Origin of the sequence: Yoonia sediminilitoris, assembly GCF_003058085.1 — a bacterium.
In the GTDB taxonomy this organism is placed as follows: Bacteria; Pseudomonadota; Alphaproteobacteria; order Rhodobacterales; family Rhodobacteraceae; genus Yoonia; species Yoonia sediminilitoris.
This window is the reverse complement of the sequence record NZ_QBUD01000016.1, coordinates 22914-38992: the sequence shown is the minus strand read 5'-3', so window position 1 is coordinate 38992 and position 16079 is coordinate 22914. Positions and strand designations below refer to the sequence as shown.

At 57.0% G+C, this 16079-nt stretch carries 16 protein-coding genes; 8 read left to right on the top strand and 8 right to left on the bottom strand.

Annotated features, from left to right (window positions below; translation table 11 throughout):
- Window positions 1-34: 34 nt before the first annotated feature.
- Window positions 35-679, top strand: a complete 645-nt coding sequence (nth, locus tag C8N45_RS20110; RefSeq protein WP_108388338.1) for an endonuclease III — start codon at window positions 35-37, stop codon at window positions 677-679.
- Window positions 676-1668, top strand: coding sequence for an adenosine kinase (locus C8N45_RS20105; RefSeq protein ID WP_108388336.1), 993 nt, complete (start codon window positions 676-678; stop codon window positions 1666-1668). Before nth ends, C8N45_RS20105 begins: the two co-directional genes overlap by 4 nt.
- Here the strand turns inward: C8N45_RS20105 and C8N45_RS20100 are convergent.
- Window positions 1646-2305 carry a hypothetical protein gene (locus C8N45_RS20100; RefSeq protein WP_108388334.1) on the bottom strand — a complete coding sequence of 220 codons (660 nt, stop codon included), beginning with the start codon at window positions 2303-2305 and terminating at the stop codon, window positions 1646-1648. The two genes, C8N45_RS20105 and C8N45_RS20100, sit on opposite strands and share 23 nt — an antisense overlap.
- A 133-nt stretch (window positions 2306-2438) precedes the next feature.
- On the bottom strand, window positions 2439-3257 hold the full coding sequence (locus C8N45_RS20095; protein ID WP_108388332.1) for a sulfotransferase family protein: 819 nt from the start codon (window positions 3255-3257) through the stop codon (window positions 2439-2441).
- 139 nt (window positions 3258-3396) lie between these two features.
- Here C8N45_RS20095 and C8N45_RS20090 point away from each other — a divergent pair, with 139 nt between their 5' ends.
- Both C8N45_RS20090 and C8N45_RS20085 read left to right on the top strand, forming a co-directional pair.
- Entirely contained in the window at window positions 3397-4974 is a 1578-nt protein-coding gene (locus C8N45_RS20090) for a DUF5928 domain-containing protein (RefSeq protein WP_108388330.1), read from the top strand.
- 7 nt (window positions 4975-4981) lie between these two features.
- Window positions 4982-5344 (top strand): HIT domain-containing protein, encoded by a 363-nt coding sequence (locus C8N45_RS20085; protein ID WP_108388328.1) that lies wholly within the window; start codon window positions 4982-4984, stop codon window positions 5342-5344.
- 62 nt (window positions 5345-5406) lie between these two features.
- On the opposite strand, the gene C8N45_RS20080 is transcribed toward C8N45_RS20085, so the two are convergent.
- Entirely contained in the window at window positions 5407-6336 is a 930-nt protein-coding gene (locus C8N45_RS20080; RefSeq protein WP_108388326.1) for an ABC transporter ATP-binding protein, read from the bottom strand.
- A gap of 88 nt (window positions 6337-6424) precedes the next feature.
- On the opposite strand from C8N45_RS20080, the gene C8N45_RS20075 reads away from it, so the two are divergent.
- Entirely contained in the window at window positions 6425-6604 is a 180-nt protein-coding gene (locus C8N45_RS20075; RefSeq protein ID WP_108388444.1) for a zinc-finger domain-containing protein, read from the top strand.
- 61 nt (window positions 6605-6665) lie between these two features.
- Complete coding sequence (gene polA / locus C8N45_RS20070; RefSeq protein ID WP_108388324.1) at window positions 6666-9464, top strand: DNA polymerase I; 2799 nt, start codon at window positions 6666-6668, stop codon at window positions 9462-9464.
- A 45-nt stretch (window positions 9465-9509) separates the two neighbouring features.
- Here the strand turns inward: polA and C8N45_RS20065 are convergent, their stop codons facing one another.
- The 5 genes from C8N45_RS20065 to C8N45_RS20045 form a co-directional block, all read right to left on the bottom strand.
- Entirely contained in the window at window positions 9510-9977 is a 468-nt protein-coding gene (locus C8N45_RS20065; RefSeq protein ID WP_108388322.1) for an Hsp20 family protein, read from the bottom strand.
- 139 nt (window positions 9978-10116) lie between these two features.
- On the bottom strand, window positions 10117-10935 hold the full coding sequence (locus C8N45_RS20060) for a trypsin-like serine peptidase (RefSeq protein ID WP_108388442.1): 819 nt from the start codon (window positions 10933-10935) through the stop codon (window positions 10117-10119).
- Between the two features lie 58 nt (window positions 10936-10993).
- Complete coding sequence (gene glcF, locus C8N45_RS20055; protein WP_108388320.1) at window positions 10994-12313, bottom strand: glycolate oxidase subunit GlcF; 1320 nt, start codon at window positions 12311-12313, stop codon at window positions 10994-10996.
- Window positions 12314-12355: 42 nt separating this feature from the next.
- A complete protein-coding gene (locus C8N45_RS20050) occupies window positions 12356-13441 on the bottom strand; it encodes an FAD-binding protein (protein ID WP_108388318.1) in 1086 nt (361 codons plus the stop codon).
- 60 nt (window positions 13442-13501) lie between these two features.
- A complete protein-coding gene (locus C8N45_RS20045; protein WP_108388316.1) occupies window positions 13502-14935 on the bottom strand; it encodes an FAD-linked oxidase C-terminal domain-containing protein in 1434 nt (477 codons plus the stop codon).
- A 90-nt stretch (window positions 14936-15025) separates the two neighbouring features.
- On the opposite strand from C8N45_RS20045, the gene C8N45_RS20040 reads away from it, so the two are divergent.
- Window positions 15026-15724: a DUF599 domain-containing protein gene (locus C8N45_RS20040; RefSeq protein WP_108388313.1), complete on the top strand. Its 699-nt coding sequence runs from the start codon at window positions 15026-15028 to the stop codon at window positions 15722-15724.
- Window positions 15721-16065, top strand: a complete 345-nt coding sequence (locus C8N45_RS20035; RefSeq protein ID WP_181868961.1) for a hypothetical protein — start codon at window positions 15721-15723, stop codon at window positions 16063-16065. Before C8N45_RS20040 ends, C8N45_RS20035 begins: the two co-directional genes overlap by 4 nt.
- The last annotated feature ends 14 nt before the right edge of the window (window positions 16066-16079 follow it).

Here is a 16079-nt window from a genome sequence, read left to right as displayed (position 1 = left end):
GCCCCGGTCTGTCTGAGGGGGCATATGTTGGCGCATGGCAAAGCAGCTTGATTATCATACGATACGCGAAATTTTCGCACGCTTTCAGGCGGCAGAACCTGAGCCCGAGGGCGAGCTTGAACACGTGAATGTCTATACGCTTCTTGTGGCGGTGGCTCTGTCGGCACAAGCCACCGATGCTGGCGTGAACAAAGCTACGCGTGCGTTGTTCAAGGTCGCAGACACGCCCCAGAAAATGCTTGATCTGGGTCTGGAAGGGCTGACCGAACACATCAAGACGATCGGCCTGTTCCGCCAAAAGGCCAAGAATATCATCAAGATGAGCCAGATTCTGGTCGATGAATACGGTGGCGAGGTCCCCAATTCACGCGCCGCCCTGCAATCGCTGCCCGGCGTCGGGCGCAAGACCGCCAATGTCGTGCTGAACATGTGGTGGAAACAACCCGCACAGGCGGTGGATACCCATATTTTCCGGGTAGGCAATCGTACGGGCATTTGCCCCGGCAAAGATGTCGATGCAGTTGAACGCGCGATCGAAGATCATATTCCTGCCGACTATCAACTTCATGCTCATCATTGGCTGATACTGCACGGGCGCTACGTATGTGTGGCACGGAAACCGAAATGCGCGGTTTGTCTGATCCGCGATCTATGTCAGTTTGAGGATAAGAACCTATGAAAAAGTACCAAGTCGTGGGCATCGGTAATGCGATGGTCGATGTTCTGGCGCGCGCAGAAGATGCGTTTCTGGCCGAGGCCGGGATTGGCAAGGGTATCATGCAGCTGATTGATATGGACCGTGCGGTGTCGCTTTATGCCAGCGTCGGTCCGGCCAAGGAAATCAGCGGCGGATCAGCGGCCAACACGATTGCGGGTATTGCGCATCTGGGCGGCCGCTCTGCCTATGTGGGTAAGGTCAAGGATGACCAGTTGGGCGCGATCTTTGCCCATGATTTGCGGGCGCAGGGGGCTGACTATGAAACGGCGATGGCCCCAAGGACGGAAGAAGCCGAAACAGGCCGGTGCATTGTTCTCGTGACGCCGGATGGCGAACGATCAATGAATACCTATCTGGGCGTGACCGAGTTTTTGTCGCCCGATGATATTGACGAAGCGCAGATGGCCGAAGCGGAATGGATCTATCTTGAGGGCTACCGTTTCGATGGTCCCGACAGCCACGCGGCCTTTGCCAAGGCGATTTCCGCTTGCAAGGGGGCAGGGGGGAGCGTGTCAATCACCCTGTCCGACCCGTTCTGCATCGAACGCCACCGCGACGCGTTCCGCGACATGATCCGCGATCACGTTGATCTGCTGTTCTGCAACCGTGCAGAAATACTGTCTATGTACCAGACGGACGATTTTGATACGGCACTTGCGCAAGTCGGTGCCGAGGTTGGCATCGTCGCCTGTACCGATAGTGAAAATGGGGTCCACATCCTGTCAGATGGTCAGCGTTGGCATGTCCCCGCCGTGCCCACAGATATCGTCGACGCGACAGGCGCTGGCGACTTGTTTGCCGGTGCATTCCTTTGGGGCCTGACAAATGGCCACGATCTGCAAACTTGCGGCAAGATGGGTAATGTCGCCGCGTCCGAGGTGATCAGCCATATCGGGGCGCGGCCAGAAGCGGACCTGTCGGAACTCTTCACACGTCATGGACTGATTTGAGCCAGAGCGCATCAAGCGCATCTATGGCATTGGGATCGAACCGGTCCTCTTCCTTCCAGTATTTGCCGGAAGGGACATAGTAGCCAAGCCGCGTCTCTTCTGCCAGCGCCTGCCGAATGATGTTCTCGTTCACGGGCGCGGGCTTTGCTTGTTCAGCGGTCTCTGGCGTGCCGCGTGGAAAGACAAGGCGGCTTTCCCGCGTGCTGAGGTTGACCATGGCGCAGCCCTGCATCGAAGCGAGTGCCATCAGGCGCGCTGATTTTGCCTCTAGGCTCCGCAATGTCACATCAGAACGCAACGGGTCGGCTGTGCCTGTGCCGTAGAAATGGGTCTTTTCGGTTTTCGGATAGACCATGTCGCAACCCAGAACGGCCATCACACGTGGTCTATGCGCGGCCAGCGCCCAGTAGCCGGCAGTAAAGGCCATGGTTCCGCCCGCATAGACAAAGCCGCCATAGTCGTTTTGCGAGGGCACGTAATCCGCAGACCGGATGATGCGCTGATGCGGGGCCAGTTCGAGAGGCTGACGCTCGACCGGGAAATCGTCAGGATGTATCAGATCATCCCAATCCGGGCGCACCGACCATGCATTGTTGATCGCAACAATCCTGTCAAATGGCACGCGGGGCCAGCCCATGCAGGTCACGACATTCGGGCCGCTGCCAAGTATCAAAACTGTCGTCACGTCGCTGGCCCCTTACCGGTTAATGGGCCAGATTTAATACAGTTTTCCCAAACGTCGAGGGAGAGCGACGGCAAAAGTTGCGGCCTCACTGCCCCAGCTTGGCGTGCACCTCATCAAGATCAATTTCACCGGTGGGCATCTTGTTGGCGGGGTTTTCGAAATCATATTTGAAGATCTGGAAATCCTTTTTGTAGATTTCATAGATCAGATGCATCGACAGGTCGTCAAAATAATCCTCAACCGGGTGTGCGCGTTTCGGCCCATGCCCTTCGCTTTCGTTAAAGCGGGGAATGGCGCCCAGATCGACGGGGGTGGCGGTTTCGACCTGGTCCAGTACGGTTTGCATGCCTGTGTTGAAATCCTCGGTCCAGAATATCCGATCGTACCGGCCGCCGTTCACGATATAGGTCGAGATATGACCGGACATGGCCGACCAATGGATGTCCGGGTCCATCGGACGGCGCCAGCGGATGGTGTCGCGGGCGAACAGCAGAAACCGGCGAAAGCTTTTGATCTGGTCAAATTCAAAGCCGTCTTCCGGGCTGCCCACCTTGATCCCGTATTTCTGAACCAGCAGGGGAACAAGGTTGCCCCGGTAGCGTTTGCCATTGCGCTGAATGCCGCAAATCTTGTCGAAGAACGATGACAGGATGCGGGTGTAGGGATTGCGCACGCAGGTAAAGGCAAAGCTTTTATGGGCGGTCACATTCTGCCGGATCAGGGGTTGGCTCTTTTCCATCGCCCATTTGTGGATGCCTGACTTGGCATCATGAATATCGCCATCAAAGAACTGGCCATGATCGGAATAATACATGATCTGACCAATGGTCGAGCAGGCGCATTTGGGCACCACGCGGTAGACCATGCTTTCGCTCGTCGTCATCCATGTGCCGGGAAAGCTCATCTTTTTTATACTCCGCCGCGAGAAATTCGCTCACTGGTTCAACCTGCTGCCATAAAAGAACAAAGAAGTCCTGTATATTCAATGTCCCTTCAATGTATGTCATGAAAATACCGCTGAATACGGGATCAAAAGACACTCTATGGCAAGAATCGCGTTCATTTTACTTTGTCACAAAGACCCGGATGCAGTTGTGCAGCAAGCGCAGCAGTTGACGGCGGCAGGTGACTATATCGCGATCCACTTTGATGCCTCTGCCTCTGCCGACGCGTTTGCGCAGATCAAAGATGCCTTGGGCGATAACCCCAATGTCGTATTTGCCAAGCGCCGTATCAAATGTGGGTGGGGTGAATGGAGTCTGGTGCAGGCCACGTTGAACGCGGTGGAAGCGGCGGTAGAGGCCTTTCCGCGGGCCAGCCATTTCTACATGGTTTCGGGCGATTGCATGGCGATCAAATCGGCGCGCTATGCCCATGAATTTCTTGATGAGCACGACAGCGACTTCATCGAAAGCCACGATTTCTTTGAAAGCAAATGGATTAAGACAGGTTTTGTCGAAGAACGGTTGATCTATCGGCATTTTTTCAATGAACGCGCGCAGAAATGGTTGTTCTATCAAAGCTTTCATCTGCAAAAGCGCCTTGGTCTGACGCGCAAGATTCCGTCTGACCTCCAGATCATGATTGGCAGTCAATGGTGGTGTCTGCGCCGCAATACGATTGAACAGATTTTAGAGTTCACGCGGGCGCGGCGTGATGTGATGCGGTTCTTTCGCACCACGTGGATTCCGGACGAGACGTTTTTTCAGACGCTCGTGCGCCATATCGTGCCCAGTACCCAGATCGAGAATCGTACCCTGACATTCCTGATGTTCAGCGACTACGGGATGCCGGTAACGTTCTATAATGATCACTACGATTTATTGCTGGGCCAAGATGCGTTATTTGCCCGAAAGATCAGCCCGCAGGCACGTGAACTGCGCACGCGACTGGGCGAACTTTACGCGAGTGACCGATCCGATTTCGTGATCTCGAACGAGGGGCGCAACCTGTTCCGTTTTCTGACCGGCCAGGGCCGGATCGGTAAACGGTTCGCTCCCCGGTTCTGGGAAGATGGCGCGACATTGGGCCGTGATCGCGAGTTGCTGATTATCGCCTGCAAAAAGTGGCATGTGGCCAAACGGCTGGTGGAGTCCATTCGCCGCCATACCAATGTGCCAGCGCTAGAGTATTTATTTGATGAAGAGGCAACGCCATTGCCCGAACTGGGCGGCATCGAGGCAAGTCTGGCCAAACGCGGTCGCCACAGGCGCGCGCTGATCCGACTGTTGTTTGATCACTATGAAAGCGACCGACTGGTCATTTGCCTTGATACCGCCCGGCTGGACCTGCTTGAGGACTTCTATGCCGACAGTGCCACAACCCGCCTGCTTGAGATCGCTTGCAGTTTTGATGATGACTATTTGATTGGGCACGCAAAGCGCGTCGGACTTGTGGGTGATCAGACCGCGGCCGAAACACTTGCCCGCCTGTTGCCTGCCATCCGCCATGACATCATCCACCAGCGCGATGCGATACGTGACGCGAAATTGCCGGGTGCTGCGCGAATAAGTGATCGCGCACCCCTCTCGGACAACGCCGCAGCACTGGTGCAGTTTCTGACCGTCCATCACGACGTGGCCGAGACACTTGCTAACACCCCCCATCTTTTTACCGATTGAGGACCCAATGGACTATATCTACGACGACCAGAATATTTTTGCCAAGATTTTGCGCGGCGAAATCCCAAACACCACCGTCTATGAGAACGAACACGCGCTGGCATTCAAGGACATCAATCCAGCCGCGCCTGTGCATGTGCTGGTGATCCCCAAGGGAGCTTATGTCAGCCTTGATCATTTTGCCCGCGATGCTTCGCCCGCCGAACAGGTCGGTTTTTTGCAAGCGGTTGCAGAGGTCTGTCGGCTGAGCGATGTTGAAGAAGGTTTCCGCGCGATTTCAAATACCCGGACCCATGGTGTCCAGGATGTGCCGCACTACCACATGCACATCATCGGCGGAAAACAACTGGGTCGCATGATGCCACATTGAGCGCTGACGCGCATTTTTATTTTTTGGGGCCTCCGGCGGGGATATTTTTGGCCATAAGAAGTCTATTGCGCTGAAGTGAGCGACAGGAACACATCCTCAAGGTCGGATTCCTGCGTTTTGACGTCTTTGATCCGGATATTGGCTTTGCGTAGAATATCCAGCACTGTCTCCGCCGGCGTCTGGGCACTGTGGTAGCTGAATGTCAGGGTTCCGTCGTCCTGTTTCTGTCCGGTGATCCCGGTGGGCAGGTCCGGTAGCGCGCAATCCTCGGCGGGGGTAATGACCAGCGTTTTGCTGTCAAGTCGCCCCAGAAGGTTGGGGGTGCTGTCACGGATGATGACCTCTCCGTGGTTGATAATGGCGATCTCATCACACATTTCTTCGGCTTCTTCGAGGTAGTGGGTGGTCAGGATGATGGTCATGCCCTGTTCATTCAGTCGCCGCACGTTTTTCCACAGCAGATTGCGCAGCTCGATATCGACCCCGGCTGTTGGTTCGTCCAGCACGAGGATTTGCGGGCTGTGCACCAGCGCTTTGCCCAGCAGCAACCTGCGCCGCATGCCCCCCGAGAGGGACCGCGCGTAGGCGTTTGCCTTGTCTGATAGCCCGATCAGGTCAAGAATCTCAGCGGTTTTGCGTTGGGATTTCGGCACCCCGTAAAGCCCCGCCTGCACATCCAAAGACCCTGCTGGCGTGAAAAACGGGTCAAGGTGGGGTTCTTGTGGCATGATCCCGATGGAGGCGCGCGACTGGCGCGGGTTCTGATCCTGATCGAAGCCCCAGATCTTGACCGTCCCTGCTGATTTCACGACCAGCCCGGCCAGAATGTTGATCAGCGTGGATTTGCCCGCCCCGTTTGGCCCAAGCAGCCCAAATATTGACCCGCGCGGTATGTTCAGGTCAATGCCCTTCAGGGCCTCTTTTGCTGGGCTTTTTTTTGTGCCTGCGTAGGTCTTTTTCAGGCCCGATATTTCTATCGCATTGTCGGTCATGCTGGTCTTTCCCATTTCGGGTTGCTGCTATATATCTGCCTCTGACTTAAGGCGGGTTGCCCGCCGCAGCAACCAAACAGGTGACTTCATGACAACGCCTCCACCCGAAATCCGGATTGTCCAAGACTGGCGCGTGGCCTGTGATGGCGGCGAAGGGGCGCTGGGACATCCCCGCGTGTGGCTGACCGTGTCGCGCGAGACCGGTTTTGTCGAGTGCCCCTATTGTGACGCCAAGCTGGTGCATCAGGATTTTGCCGACAAAGTCTGATCTGGTCCCTTGCTGCGGAACATGGCAGAACCATGCCTGAACCGCGCAAAGGAGGGGTCTCATGGCACCCAAATTCGGCAAAGGATGCCACCTGCATCTGATTGATGGCTCGGCCTTTATTTTCAGGGCCTATCATGCGTTGCCACCGCTGACCCGCAAGTCAGATGGGCTGCCTGTTGGCGCTGTCAGTGGCTTTGTGAATATGTTGCAGCGCTATGTTGAGGGCAACAATGGCCCCGACGCCGCGACCCATGTGGCGGTAATTTTCGACAAGGGCAGTCATACGTTCCGCAATGAGCTGTATGACCAGTACAAGGCCAATCGCGAGGCGATGCCCGAAGATCTGCGCCCGCAAATCCCCCTGACCCGGACCGCAACCCAAGCCTTCAATATTGCCTGTGAAGAGTTGGAGGGGTTTGAAGCTGACGACATCATCGCGACGCTGGCCCATCAGGCGCGCGATGCCGGTGGGCGGGTGACGATCCTGTCGTCGGACAAGGACCTGATGCAGCTTGTCGGCGGCGGGGTCGAAATGCTCGACCCGATGAAAAACAAGCGCATTGATGCCGAAGGCGTCGTCGAGAAATTCGGTGTCGGGCCTGATCGTGTTGTTGATGTGCAGGCATTAGCGGGCGATTCTGTCGATAACGTGCCCGGTGCTCCCGGTATCGGGATCAAGACGGCGGCCCTCTTGATCAATGAATACGGCGATCTTGAGAGCCTTCTGGATCGCGCGGAAGAAATCAAGCAGCCCAAGCGCCGCCAGACGCTGATTGACCACCGCGCGCAGATTGAACTGTCCAAAAAGCTGGTGCAACTGGATTGCGACATGGCGTTGCCGTTCGGGCTGGACGATCTGGAAGTGCGTGACCCGGAACCTGAAGTCTTGATGGGCTTTCTGGCCGAGATGGAATTCCGCACAGTCACCAAACGGATTGCCGAAAAACTGGGCATTGCACCGCCGGTGATTGAGGATACAGCTCCAACTTCTGAGGCCGCCGCCCCCGAAGCGATGCCATTTGATGCGGACAAATATGAATGCGTGATGGATGAGGCCGCCTTACTGGTCTGGATCGACCGCATACACGACCGGGGCTATGTCGCCGTGGATACGGAAACGACCGGCCTGAATGAAATGATCGCCGATCTTGTGGGCATTTCGCTGTGCGTAGAGGCCGGGCATGCCTGCTATATTCCATTGACCCACAAGGCTGCGGCCACTGACGATTTATTTGGGTCCGATGCAGTGGCGGAGGGGCAGATGGATTTGGACCGCTGTCTTGCATTGCTCAAGCCCGTTCTGGAAGACCCTGCGATCCTGAAGATCGGCCAGAACATGAAGTATGACGCCAAGATTTTTGCGCGTCTCGATATCGCCGTCGCCCCGATTGATGATACCATGCTGATGTCCTATGCGATGAATGCAGGATTACATAATCACGGCATGGATACCCTGTCAGAGCGTTATCTGGGCCACACGCCCATCCCGATCAAGCCACTTCTGGGAAGCGGGAAATCTGCGATCACATTTGACCGGGTGCCGATTGACAAAGCCGTTGCCTATGCCGCCGAAGATGCTGATATCACTCTGCGCCTGTGGCAGCATTTCAAGCCGCAGTTGCATGTCAAACAGGTGACGACGGTCTATGAAACGCTGGAACGACCGCTGGTGCCGGTGTTGGCCCAAATGGAGCGGCACGGCATCAAGGTTGACCGCGATACGCTAAGCCGGATGTCCAATGCATTTGCCCAGAAGATGGCGGGGCTGGAGGCGGAAATTCAGGAAATGGCAGGCCGTCCCTTTAACGTGGGATCGCCCAAGCAACTGGGCGAGATTCTGTTTGACGAAATGTCATTGCCGGGCGGCAAAAAGGGCAAGACGGGCGCTTATGCCACTGGGGCTGACGTGCTTGAGGATCTCGCCACAGAGCATGAACTGCCCGGCAAGGTGTTGGACTGGCGGCAACTGTCGAAGCTGAAATCGACCTACACGGATGCGCTGCAAGAACATATCAATGCGGAAACGGGGCGGGTTCATACGTCGTATTCGATTGCGGGCGCGACCACCGGGCGGCTTGCGTCAACAGATCCGAACCTGCAAAACATTCCGGTGCGTTCCGAAGAAGGTAGGCGTATTCGCGAAGCCTTTGTGGCTGAACCGGGTAAGGTTCTGGTATCGCTTGACTATTCACAAATAGAATTGCGTATTCTGGCCCATGTGGCGGGCATTGATGCGCTCAAACAGGCCTTTGCCGACGGGCTGGATATTCATGCCATGACCGCCTCTGAAATGTTTGACGTGCCGCTGGATGAAATGACACCCGAGATACGGCGGCAGGCCAAGGCAATCAATTTTGGGGTAATTTACGGCATTTCCGGCTTTGGACTGGCACGCAATTTGCGGATTCCACGGGGTGAGGCGCAGGGATTCATCGACCGCTATTTCGAGCGGTTCCCGGGCATCAGAAAATACATGGATGACACCGTCGCCTTTGCCAAGGACACGGGATATGTGAAAACGCTTTTCGGACGCAAGATCAACACGCCTGAAATCAATGCCAAAGGTCCGCACGCGGGATTTGCCAAACGGGCGGCAATCAACGCACCTATTCAGGGGACGGCGGCGGATGTGATCCGGCGGGCAATGATCCGGATGCCCGCGGCCATTGAGGGGATGCCTGCCAAAATGTTGCTACAGGTCCATGACGAACTGATATTCGAAGTTGAAGAGGACGGCGCCAACGCCTTGATCGACGCCGCCCGCGATGTGATGGAAAATGCATCTGATCCAGCAGTGAAACTGGATGTGAAGCTGGCCGTTGACGCCGGACAGGGCGCGAATTGGGCCGAGGCGCATTGATGCAAGGTAAGATGGGTTTAAACCCATCTTACGGTTTGGTTCAGGTCAGTTGACTGATTTGGCCTCAACGAGGTTTGCGTCCCTCTTTCCTGCCGTTGTGATCGCGATCTTGCGGGGTTTGAGTGCTTCGGGCACTTCGCGGACCAGATCGATATGCAGCATGCCGTTCTCGTGGCTGGCTTCAGTCACGCGGACATGGTCGGCAAGGTGGAAGCGCCGCTCGAACGCGCGTGTCGCGATGCCACGATGCAGGTAATTCCGCTCCGTTTCATCTTCGGCCTTGCGGGCGGTCACATGCAGCGACCGATCCTTGACCTCAATCGCGAAATCATTTTCCGAGAATCCCGCAACGGCAATTGAAATGCGCCATGCGTCATCATCGATCTTTTCGATGTTGTAGGGCGGATAGGTATTCTGGCCCACGTCACTGGCGATTGCACGATCCATCAGGTCGGCGATCTGGTCAAAACCAACAGTGGCACGGTAAAGTGGTGTCAGGTCAAAACTACGCATATTTGGTCATCCTTTATCAAGCGATAACAAGTGTTTCACCTTCCCCTATGGGACAGGCATTTTGAATGCGGGACCCGCAGAGGCATCCCGCTACTCGAAATGTGGGGAGTGTTTTTGAGCTTTTCAAGCCCACGGCGCGTTAGTCGTTGCGAATGAATTTTGCGCCTGTGTCATTGCGTTCGCCGGTGCGCAGGATCCGCTGCGTGCCACCGGGCCGCGCCGGGCCGAAGGCTGCAAAATGGGCCAGAAGCGCGCTAAGCGGGCCATCCAGTGACGTTCCAAGCGATACTTTCTGCCCGTCGACCTGCGCCATGGCCGATATGACCGAGGCAATGCGCGTCTGCCCATCCCGCACCACAAAGACAGGCGCGCCGCTTGAGCCGTAGTCCACATCGCAATTCATCACAATGACACCTGTCTGGCGACCGAGAACGCTGCAAAGCTCTTGCAGGCTTGCCGCCTCTTCCCGGCCCCGACCATAGGACACAACGCCCACCTCATCGCCTGTCAGCGGGCGCTGGGCGATCAGATATGGCCTGATGCCGGTCGTCCGAATGGGCTGCGCCAGTTCCAGCACGGCAATATCCAAGGCAACCGTCGATGGGGTCCCCGCGTCACCCTCGTGAACATAGTCCGGATGCGCATAGGCCCGCGAAATCCGGCGCGTTGCGGCGGCACGCCCGTCACGCAAGTTCGCCCGAAATTCGAACCGGTTTGGCGACAGCAATGACCCGTCGGTATCAAAGAGGCAATGTGCCGCAGTCAGGATGAGCCGGTCGCGGATCAATGACGCGGTGCAAAAACCCTTGCCCCTGATGTCCAGACGCCCGACGCCTTCCCAGCCTTGGCTGGCCTGCCGGGTTTCCAGCGTGACCAGTCCCGATTGACTGCCCTCTTGCGCGGTCAGACTGGCGGCTGAAAACAGCAGACTGATCATCATCAAAAAGAAAGAGCGCATCGCATGTGTCCTGTTCGATGCATCCAGCATGCGCGACAGTTGGGGCAGCATTATGGCATTATCGCAGGATAGGCACCTGCGGTGTACGCTTGCCCTCAACGCTTAGCGCGGATGGCTGCGGCCCGCCCGTTGCCCAATCGAGCAGTTCTACAGTATGCACAATCGGTGTGTCTGTGCCGCCGCCGATTTGCATCATACAGCCGATATTGCCAGCGGCGATGATGTCGGGGGTCAGCGCCTCAAGCGTTTGCACCTTGCGCGCTTTCAACTGCTTTGAGATTTCGGGCTGCATCAGGTTGTAGGTCCCGGCCGAGCCGCAGCACAAATGGCTATCGGCTGGTTCAAGCACGGTAAAACCGGCTTTGCGCAGCAAATCCTTGGGGAACGTCTTGATCTGTTGCCCATGTTGCAGCGAACAGGCCGCATGATAGGCGACCTTGGTGCCCTTTTCCGCACCTTCGGGCAGATCCAGTTTCATCAGCACTTCGGACACATCCATGGCAATTGCCGACACACGGGCGGCATCCTTTGCCAGCGGGTCATTGCGGAACATATGCCCGTAGTCCTTGACCGTGGTGCCGCAGCCAGAGGTATTGATGACAATTGCATCAAGCCCGCCGTTGTCGATCTCCTTGATCCACGCCTTGATGTTGGCTGCCGCTGCGGCATGGCTTTCGGTTTCCTTGCCCATGTGATGGGTCAGCGCGCCACAGCAGCCGGCACCTTCGGCCACGACGACCTCTGCGCCCAAACGGGTCAGAAGGCGGATGGTTGCATCATTGATGTCGGTATTCAGCGCCTTTTGGGCGCAGCCGGTCATCAAGGCGACGCGCATCTTCCGGTCCTTTGCCGGGAACGTCTGCGGGTCGTCATTACGGCTGACGGGGGGAATTGTCTTTGGGGCCATTTCCACCATTGCGCGCAGGCGGGCATCGGGCATCAGCCGGGCGAATGGGCGCCCGATCTTGGCACCCAACAGGGCAATGCGGAACCGCGTCGGATAGGGCAGGATCTGCGCCAGTAACCAGCGCAAGGCACGGTCGGACCAGGGCCTGTCATAGTTCTTCTCTATGTAAGCGCGGGCATGGTCGACCAGATGCATATAATGCACGCCTGACGGGCAGGTGGTCATACAGGCCAGACAAGAAAGGCAGCGGTCGATATGCTTGACGGTTTTTTCGTCGGGCTTTCGCTCATTCTCGAGCATATCCTTGATCAGATAAATCCGGCCCCGTGGACTATCGAGTTCGTCACCCAACACCTGATAGGTTGGGCACGTCGCCGTACAAAACCCGCAATGTACACAGGCTCGCAGAATTTCGTTAGCCCGCTGGGTGCCAGGGTCCGTGAGTTGTTCAGGGGTGAACGTCGTTTGCATGTCAGGCCCTTGGTCCGGTTTGAAAAAATGTCATAAAGCTGATCACTGCATCAAGCCCCGGTTCAGAATGTTCCGGGGGTCGAATTTGGCCCGCAGCCCGGCGCTGATAGCTGCCAGTGGAGCATGCTCGGGCTGAAAAACGGGGAAGTCGCCAGTGCCACGGATCAATGTCGCATGTCCCTGAAAATCGCCCAGGCGCGCGCGCAGATCTCCGCCATCGGTCAGCGCCCAGACCAACCCGCCGCCCCAATCATAAAGCACCGCCTTTGCGTCCATCTTGGCCACCAGGGCAGCAGCGTCAGATGGTTTGACCGACAGACGCCAGACATCGCCCGGCTGTCCCGCAAATGCAACAACGTCGCGGACGGCCTGCCACTGCCTGGGTCTGTCCAACTCCACCAGCTGCCCGAATTTTGCAAGCAGTCTGGTCAATTCGGCGGCGCGGTAAGCCACCGAGTCGGCAAACCCTTCCAGACGGAACAAAGTCTTGCCTGCCACCGGGTCATGGGCAACGCCGGTGACCTCATAGGGAGAGGAGAGTGCAGCGGACATCGCTGCAACCGCTGTCGCATCGTCCAGCCCGTCGAGCGCCAGCGTTGTTTCCTGTGCGACACCAGGCAGCACCTTCAATGACACTTCGGTCAACACCCCAAGCGTGCCATAGGACCCTGTCATCAACTTCACCAGATCATAGCCTGTGACATTCTTCATCACTCGCCCGCCGTTCTTGATGACATTGCCGGACCCATCGACAAAACGCACACCCAACATGAAATCACGGCAGGCACCAACGGCAATCCGGCGCGGGCCCGATACATTTGCCGCCACAACGCCGCCAATCGTCGGTTCACCCGTGGTACCAAGCAGTGCGCGGTGATCCATCGGCTCAAAGGCGAGGCGCTGGTTTTCCTTTGCAAGGGCGGCCTCTATCTCTGCAACCGGCGTCCCGGCCTTGGCAACAAGCGTGAGCGCGCCGGGCTCATGCAGGGTAATACCGCGCATCTGCGATGTGCCCAGCGCATCACCGTCCGATTGACCAATCGGACGGGTGCCCCCACCCACAATCCGCAGGGGGCCATTGCTGCCCGCGATTACCTCTGCAAGCTCTTGTTCGGTTTTGGGGGTCATGTCATCTTCTTTTGGGCAAAAATATCCTGGGGGAGGGCGCAGCCCGGGGGCTAGCCCCCATCATGCGGCGCGTCTGGGTGCAGAGCAATCCAATGGGAAAACCTTGGCGGCATTCAACAGCCATTTGGGGTCAAAGACATCCTTGACGGCCATCTGTGCTTCAAGATCGGCGGGGTCAAACTGCACATTCATCAGGTCGCGTTTTTCGATGCCCACGCCATGCTCGCCTGTCAGGCAACCGCCCACTTCGACGCAGAGCTTCAGAATTTCGGCACCGAATTCTTCGCAAAGCTCCAGATCACCGGGTTTGTTGGCATCAAACAGGATCAGCGGGTGCATATTGCCGTCGCCCGCGTGAAAGACGTTACCGACATCAAGGCCAAATTCTTTCGACATCTCACTGATGCGTTTCAGCACGTAGGGCAAGGACGATACCGGAATTGTCCCGTCCAGACACATGTAATCGTTGATCTGGCCCATCGCGCCAAAGGCCGATTTACGGCCCAGCCAGATGCGGCCAGCCTCATCCGCGTCTTTGGCTTCGCGCAACTCCACCGGATTATGTTTGCGCGCAATCTCCATGATCAGGGCCAGTTGCGCGTCGATTTCTGCGTCCGATCCTTCCACCTCGACAATCAACAAGGCCTCGCACATCGGATAGCCTGCTTTGGCGAAATTCTCGGTTGCCTCGATGCAGGGGCGGTCCATGAATTCGATGGCGACGGGCAAAACGCCTGCCTTGATGATGTCGGTCACAACCTGACCTGCCACTTCTGAACTATCATACCCCATCAGGACAGGCCGCGCGCCTTCGGGCTTGTGCAAAATGCGCAAGGTGGCCTCTGTCACCACGCCAAGCTGTCCTTCTGAGCCGCAGATCACACCCAGCAAATCCAGCCCACCCGCATCCAGATGCGCGCCGCCGATTTCGATAATCTGGCCGTCCATCGTGACCATGGTCACGCCCAACAGGTTATTGGTCGTCACCCCGTATTTCAGACAGTGTGCGCCGCCGGAATTCATCGCGATGTTGCCCGCGATGGCACAGGCCAATTGGCTTGACGGGTCAGGCGCATAGAAAAATCCGTCTGTTTCGACAGCGCCGGTCACAGAAAGATTGGTGCGCCCCGTTTGCACGCGAATATAGCGGTCGGCGTAATTTGTTTCGATCACGTCATTCATGCGGGCAACGCCCAGAATGACACTGTCGGCCGTGGGCAAGGCCCCGCCTGCGAGCGATGTGCCAGACCCGCGCGGCACCACGGGCACGTCAAGTTCGTGGCAGATTTTCAGGACCGCCGCGACTTCCTGCGTATTCGCGGGCAGCACTGCGCACATCGGCGGGCAGCGATAGGCCGTCAGGCCATCACACTCGTACGCGCGGGTTTCCATCACATCTGAGATGACCGCGGCATCCGGCAGAACCGCTTTCAGGCGGCTGACGATCTGATCCTTGCGCGACAGGACACTGGCGCTGGGTGCTGGCATTTCCATGTGGATTCCCTCTTTCGCGGCGATTGGTAAGAAGACTATACCAATTTTACCATATGGCAAGTCCGTCCGGGGTTGGTTAAACCCGGACCCATGCAACTGATAGAACATCTTGGCCTTTTGGGCATCCTTGATTGGGGTGCGGCAGCATTCATTGTCCTGTGTTGGTGGGGGATCGGTCTGATGATCGATAACCCGAACGCGAAGCGTCCGTCCGTGACAATGTTGATGTCGCAAAGACGACGAGATTGGATGAAGGTTTTTGTGACCCGCGATCCGCGCATTTTTGACAGCCAGATACTTTCGACCTTGCGCCAAAGCACTTCATTCTTTGCGTCAACCTGTCTGCTGGCCATCGGGGGCGTGCTCGCATTGGTGGGCAATACCGACCCTTTGGCGGGCCTGTCTGCTGAAGTCTCTGACATGCCAGTTCCGGTGCTGATCTGGCAGCTGAAGCTGGCGCTTGTTGCGCTGTTCCTGACCAATGGCTTCCTGAAGTTTGTCTGGGCGAACCGCGTGTTTGGCTATTGCGCGGTGATCATGGCTTCCGTTCCCAACGCACCCGACGATCCGCTGTCGTATCCGCGCGCGGGGCAGGCAGCGGAACTGAACATTCGGGCGGCGATCAATTTCAACCGCGGGCTGCGGTCGATGTATTTCGCATTGGGGGCACTGGCATGGCTGCTAGGAGCGGTGGCCCTGGCCGGAGCAACTGTTCTTGTGGTCTGGATTGTCTGGTCACGCGAATTTGCATCGATCCCCCGCAGCATTTTGTTAAAAGAGGGATCATGAGACATGTCGTCCTTTGCTCAATGTTGGCGGTGCCTGCCTTCGCTGATGCCCCTGTCGTTGAAAATGTCGCCGTTGACGGGGACCGTATCAGCGTGACCCTGTCTCATCCCGATACCGGATGGGATCATTATGCAGATGGCTGGGAAGTGCTGGATGCGGAAGGGCAAAGCCTTGGTGTGCGGGTTCTGGCACATCCGCATGTGAACGAGCAGCCATTTACCCGGTCTCTGGGCGGTGTTGCGATCCCGCAAGGCGCTGAGGTTATCTTTATCCGGGCACGCGATAATATTGATGGCTGGTCGGACCAATTGTTCGAGGTCCAACTGGATCAAGACAAATAACGCGATCAAGTCGC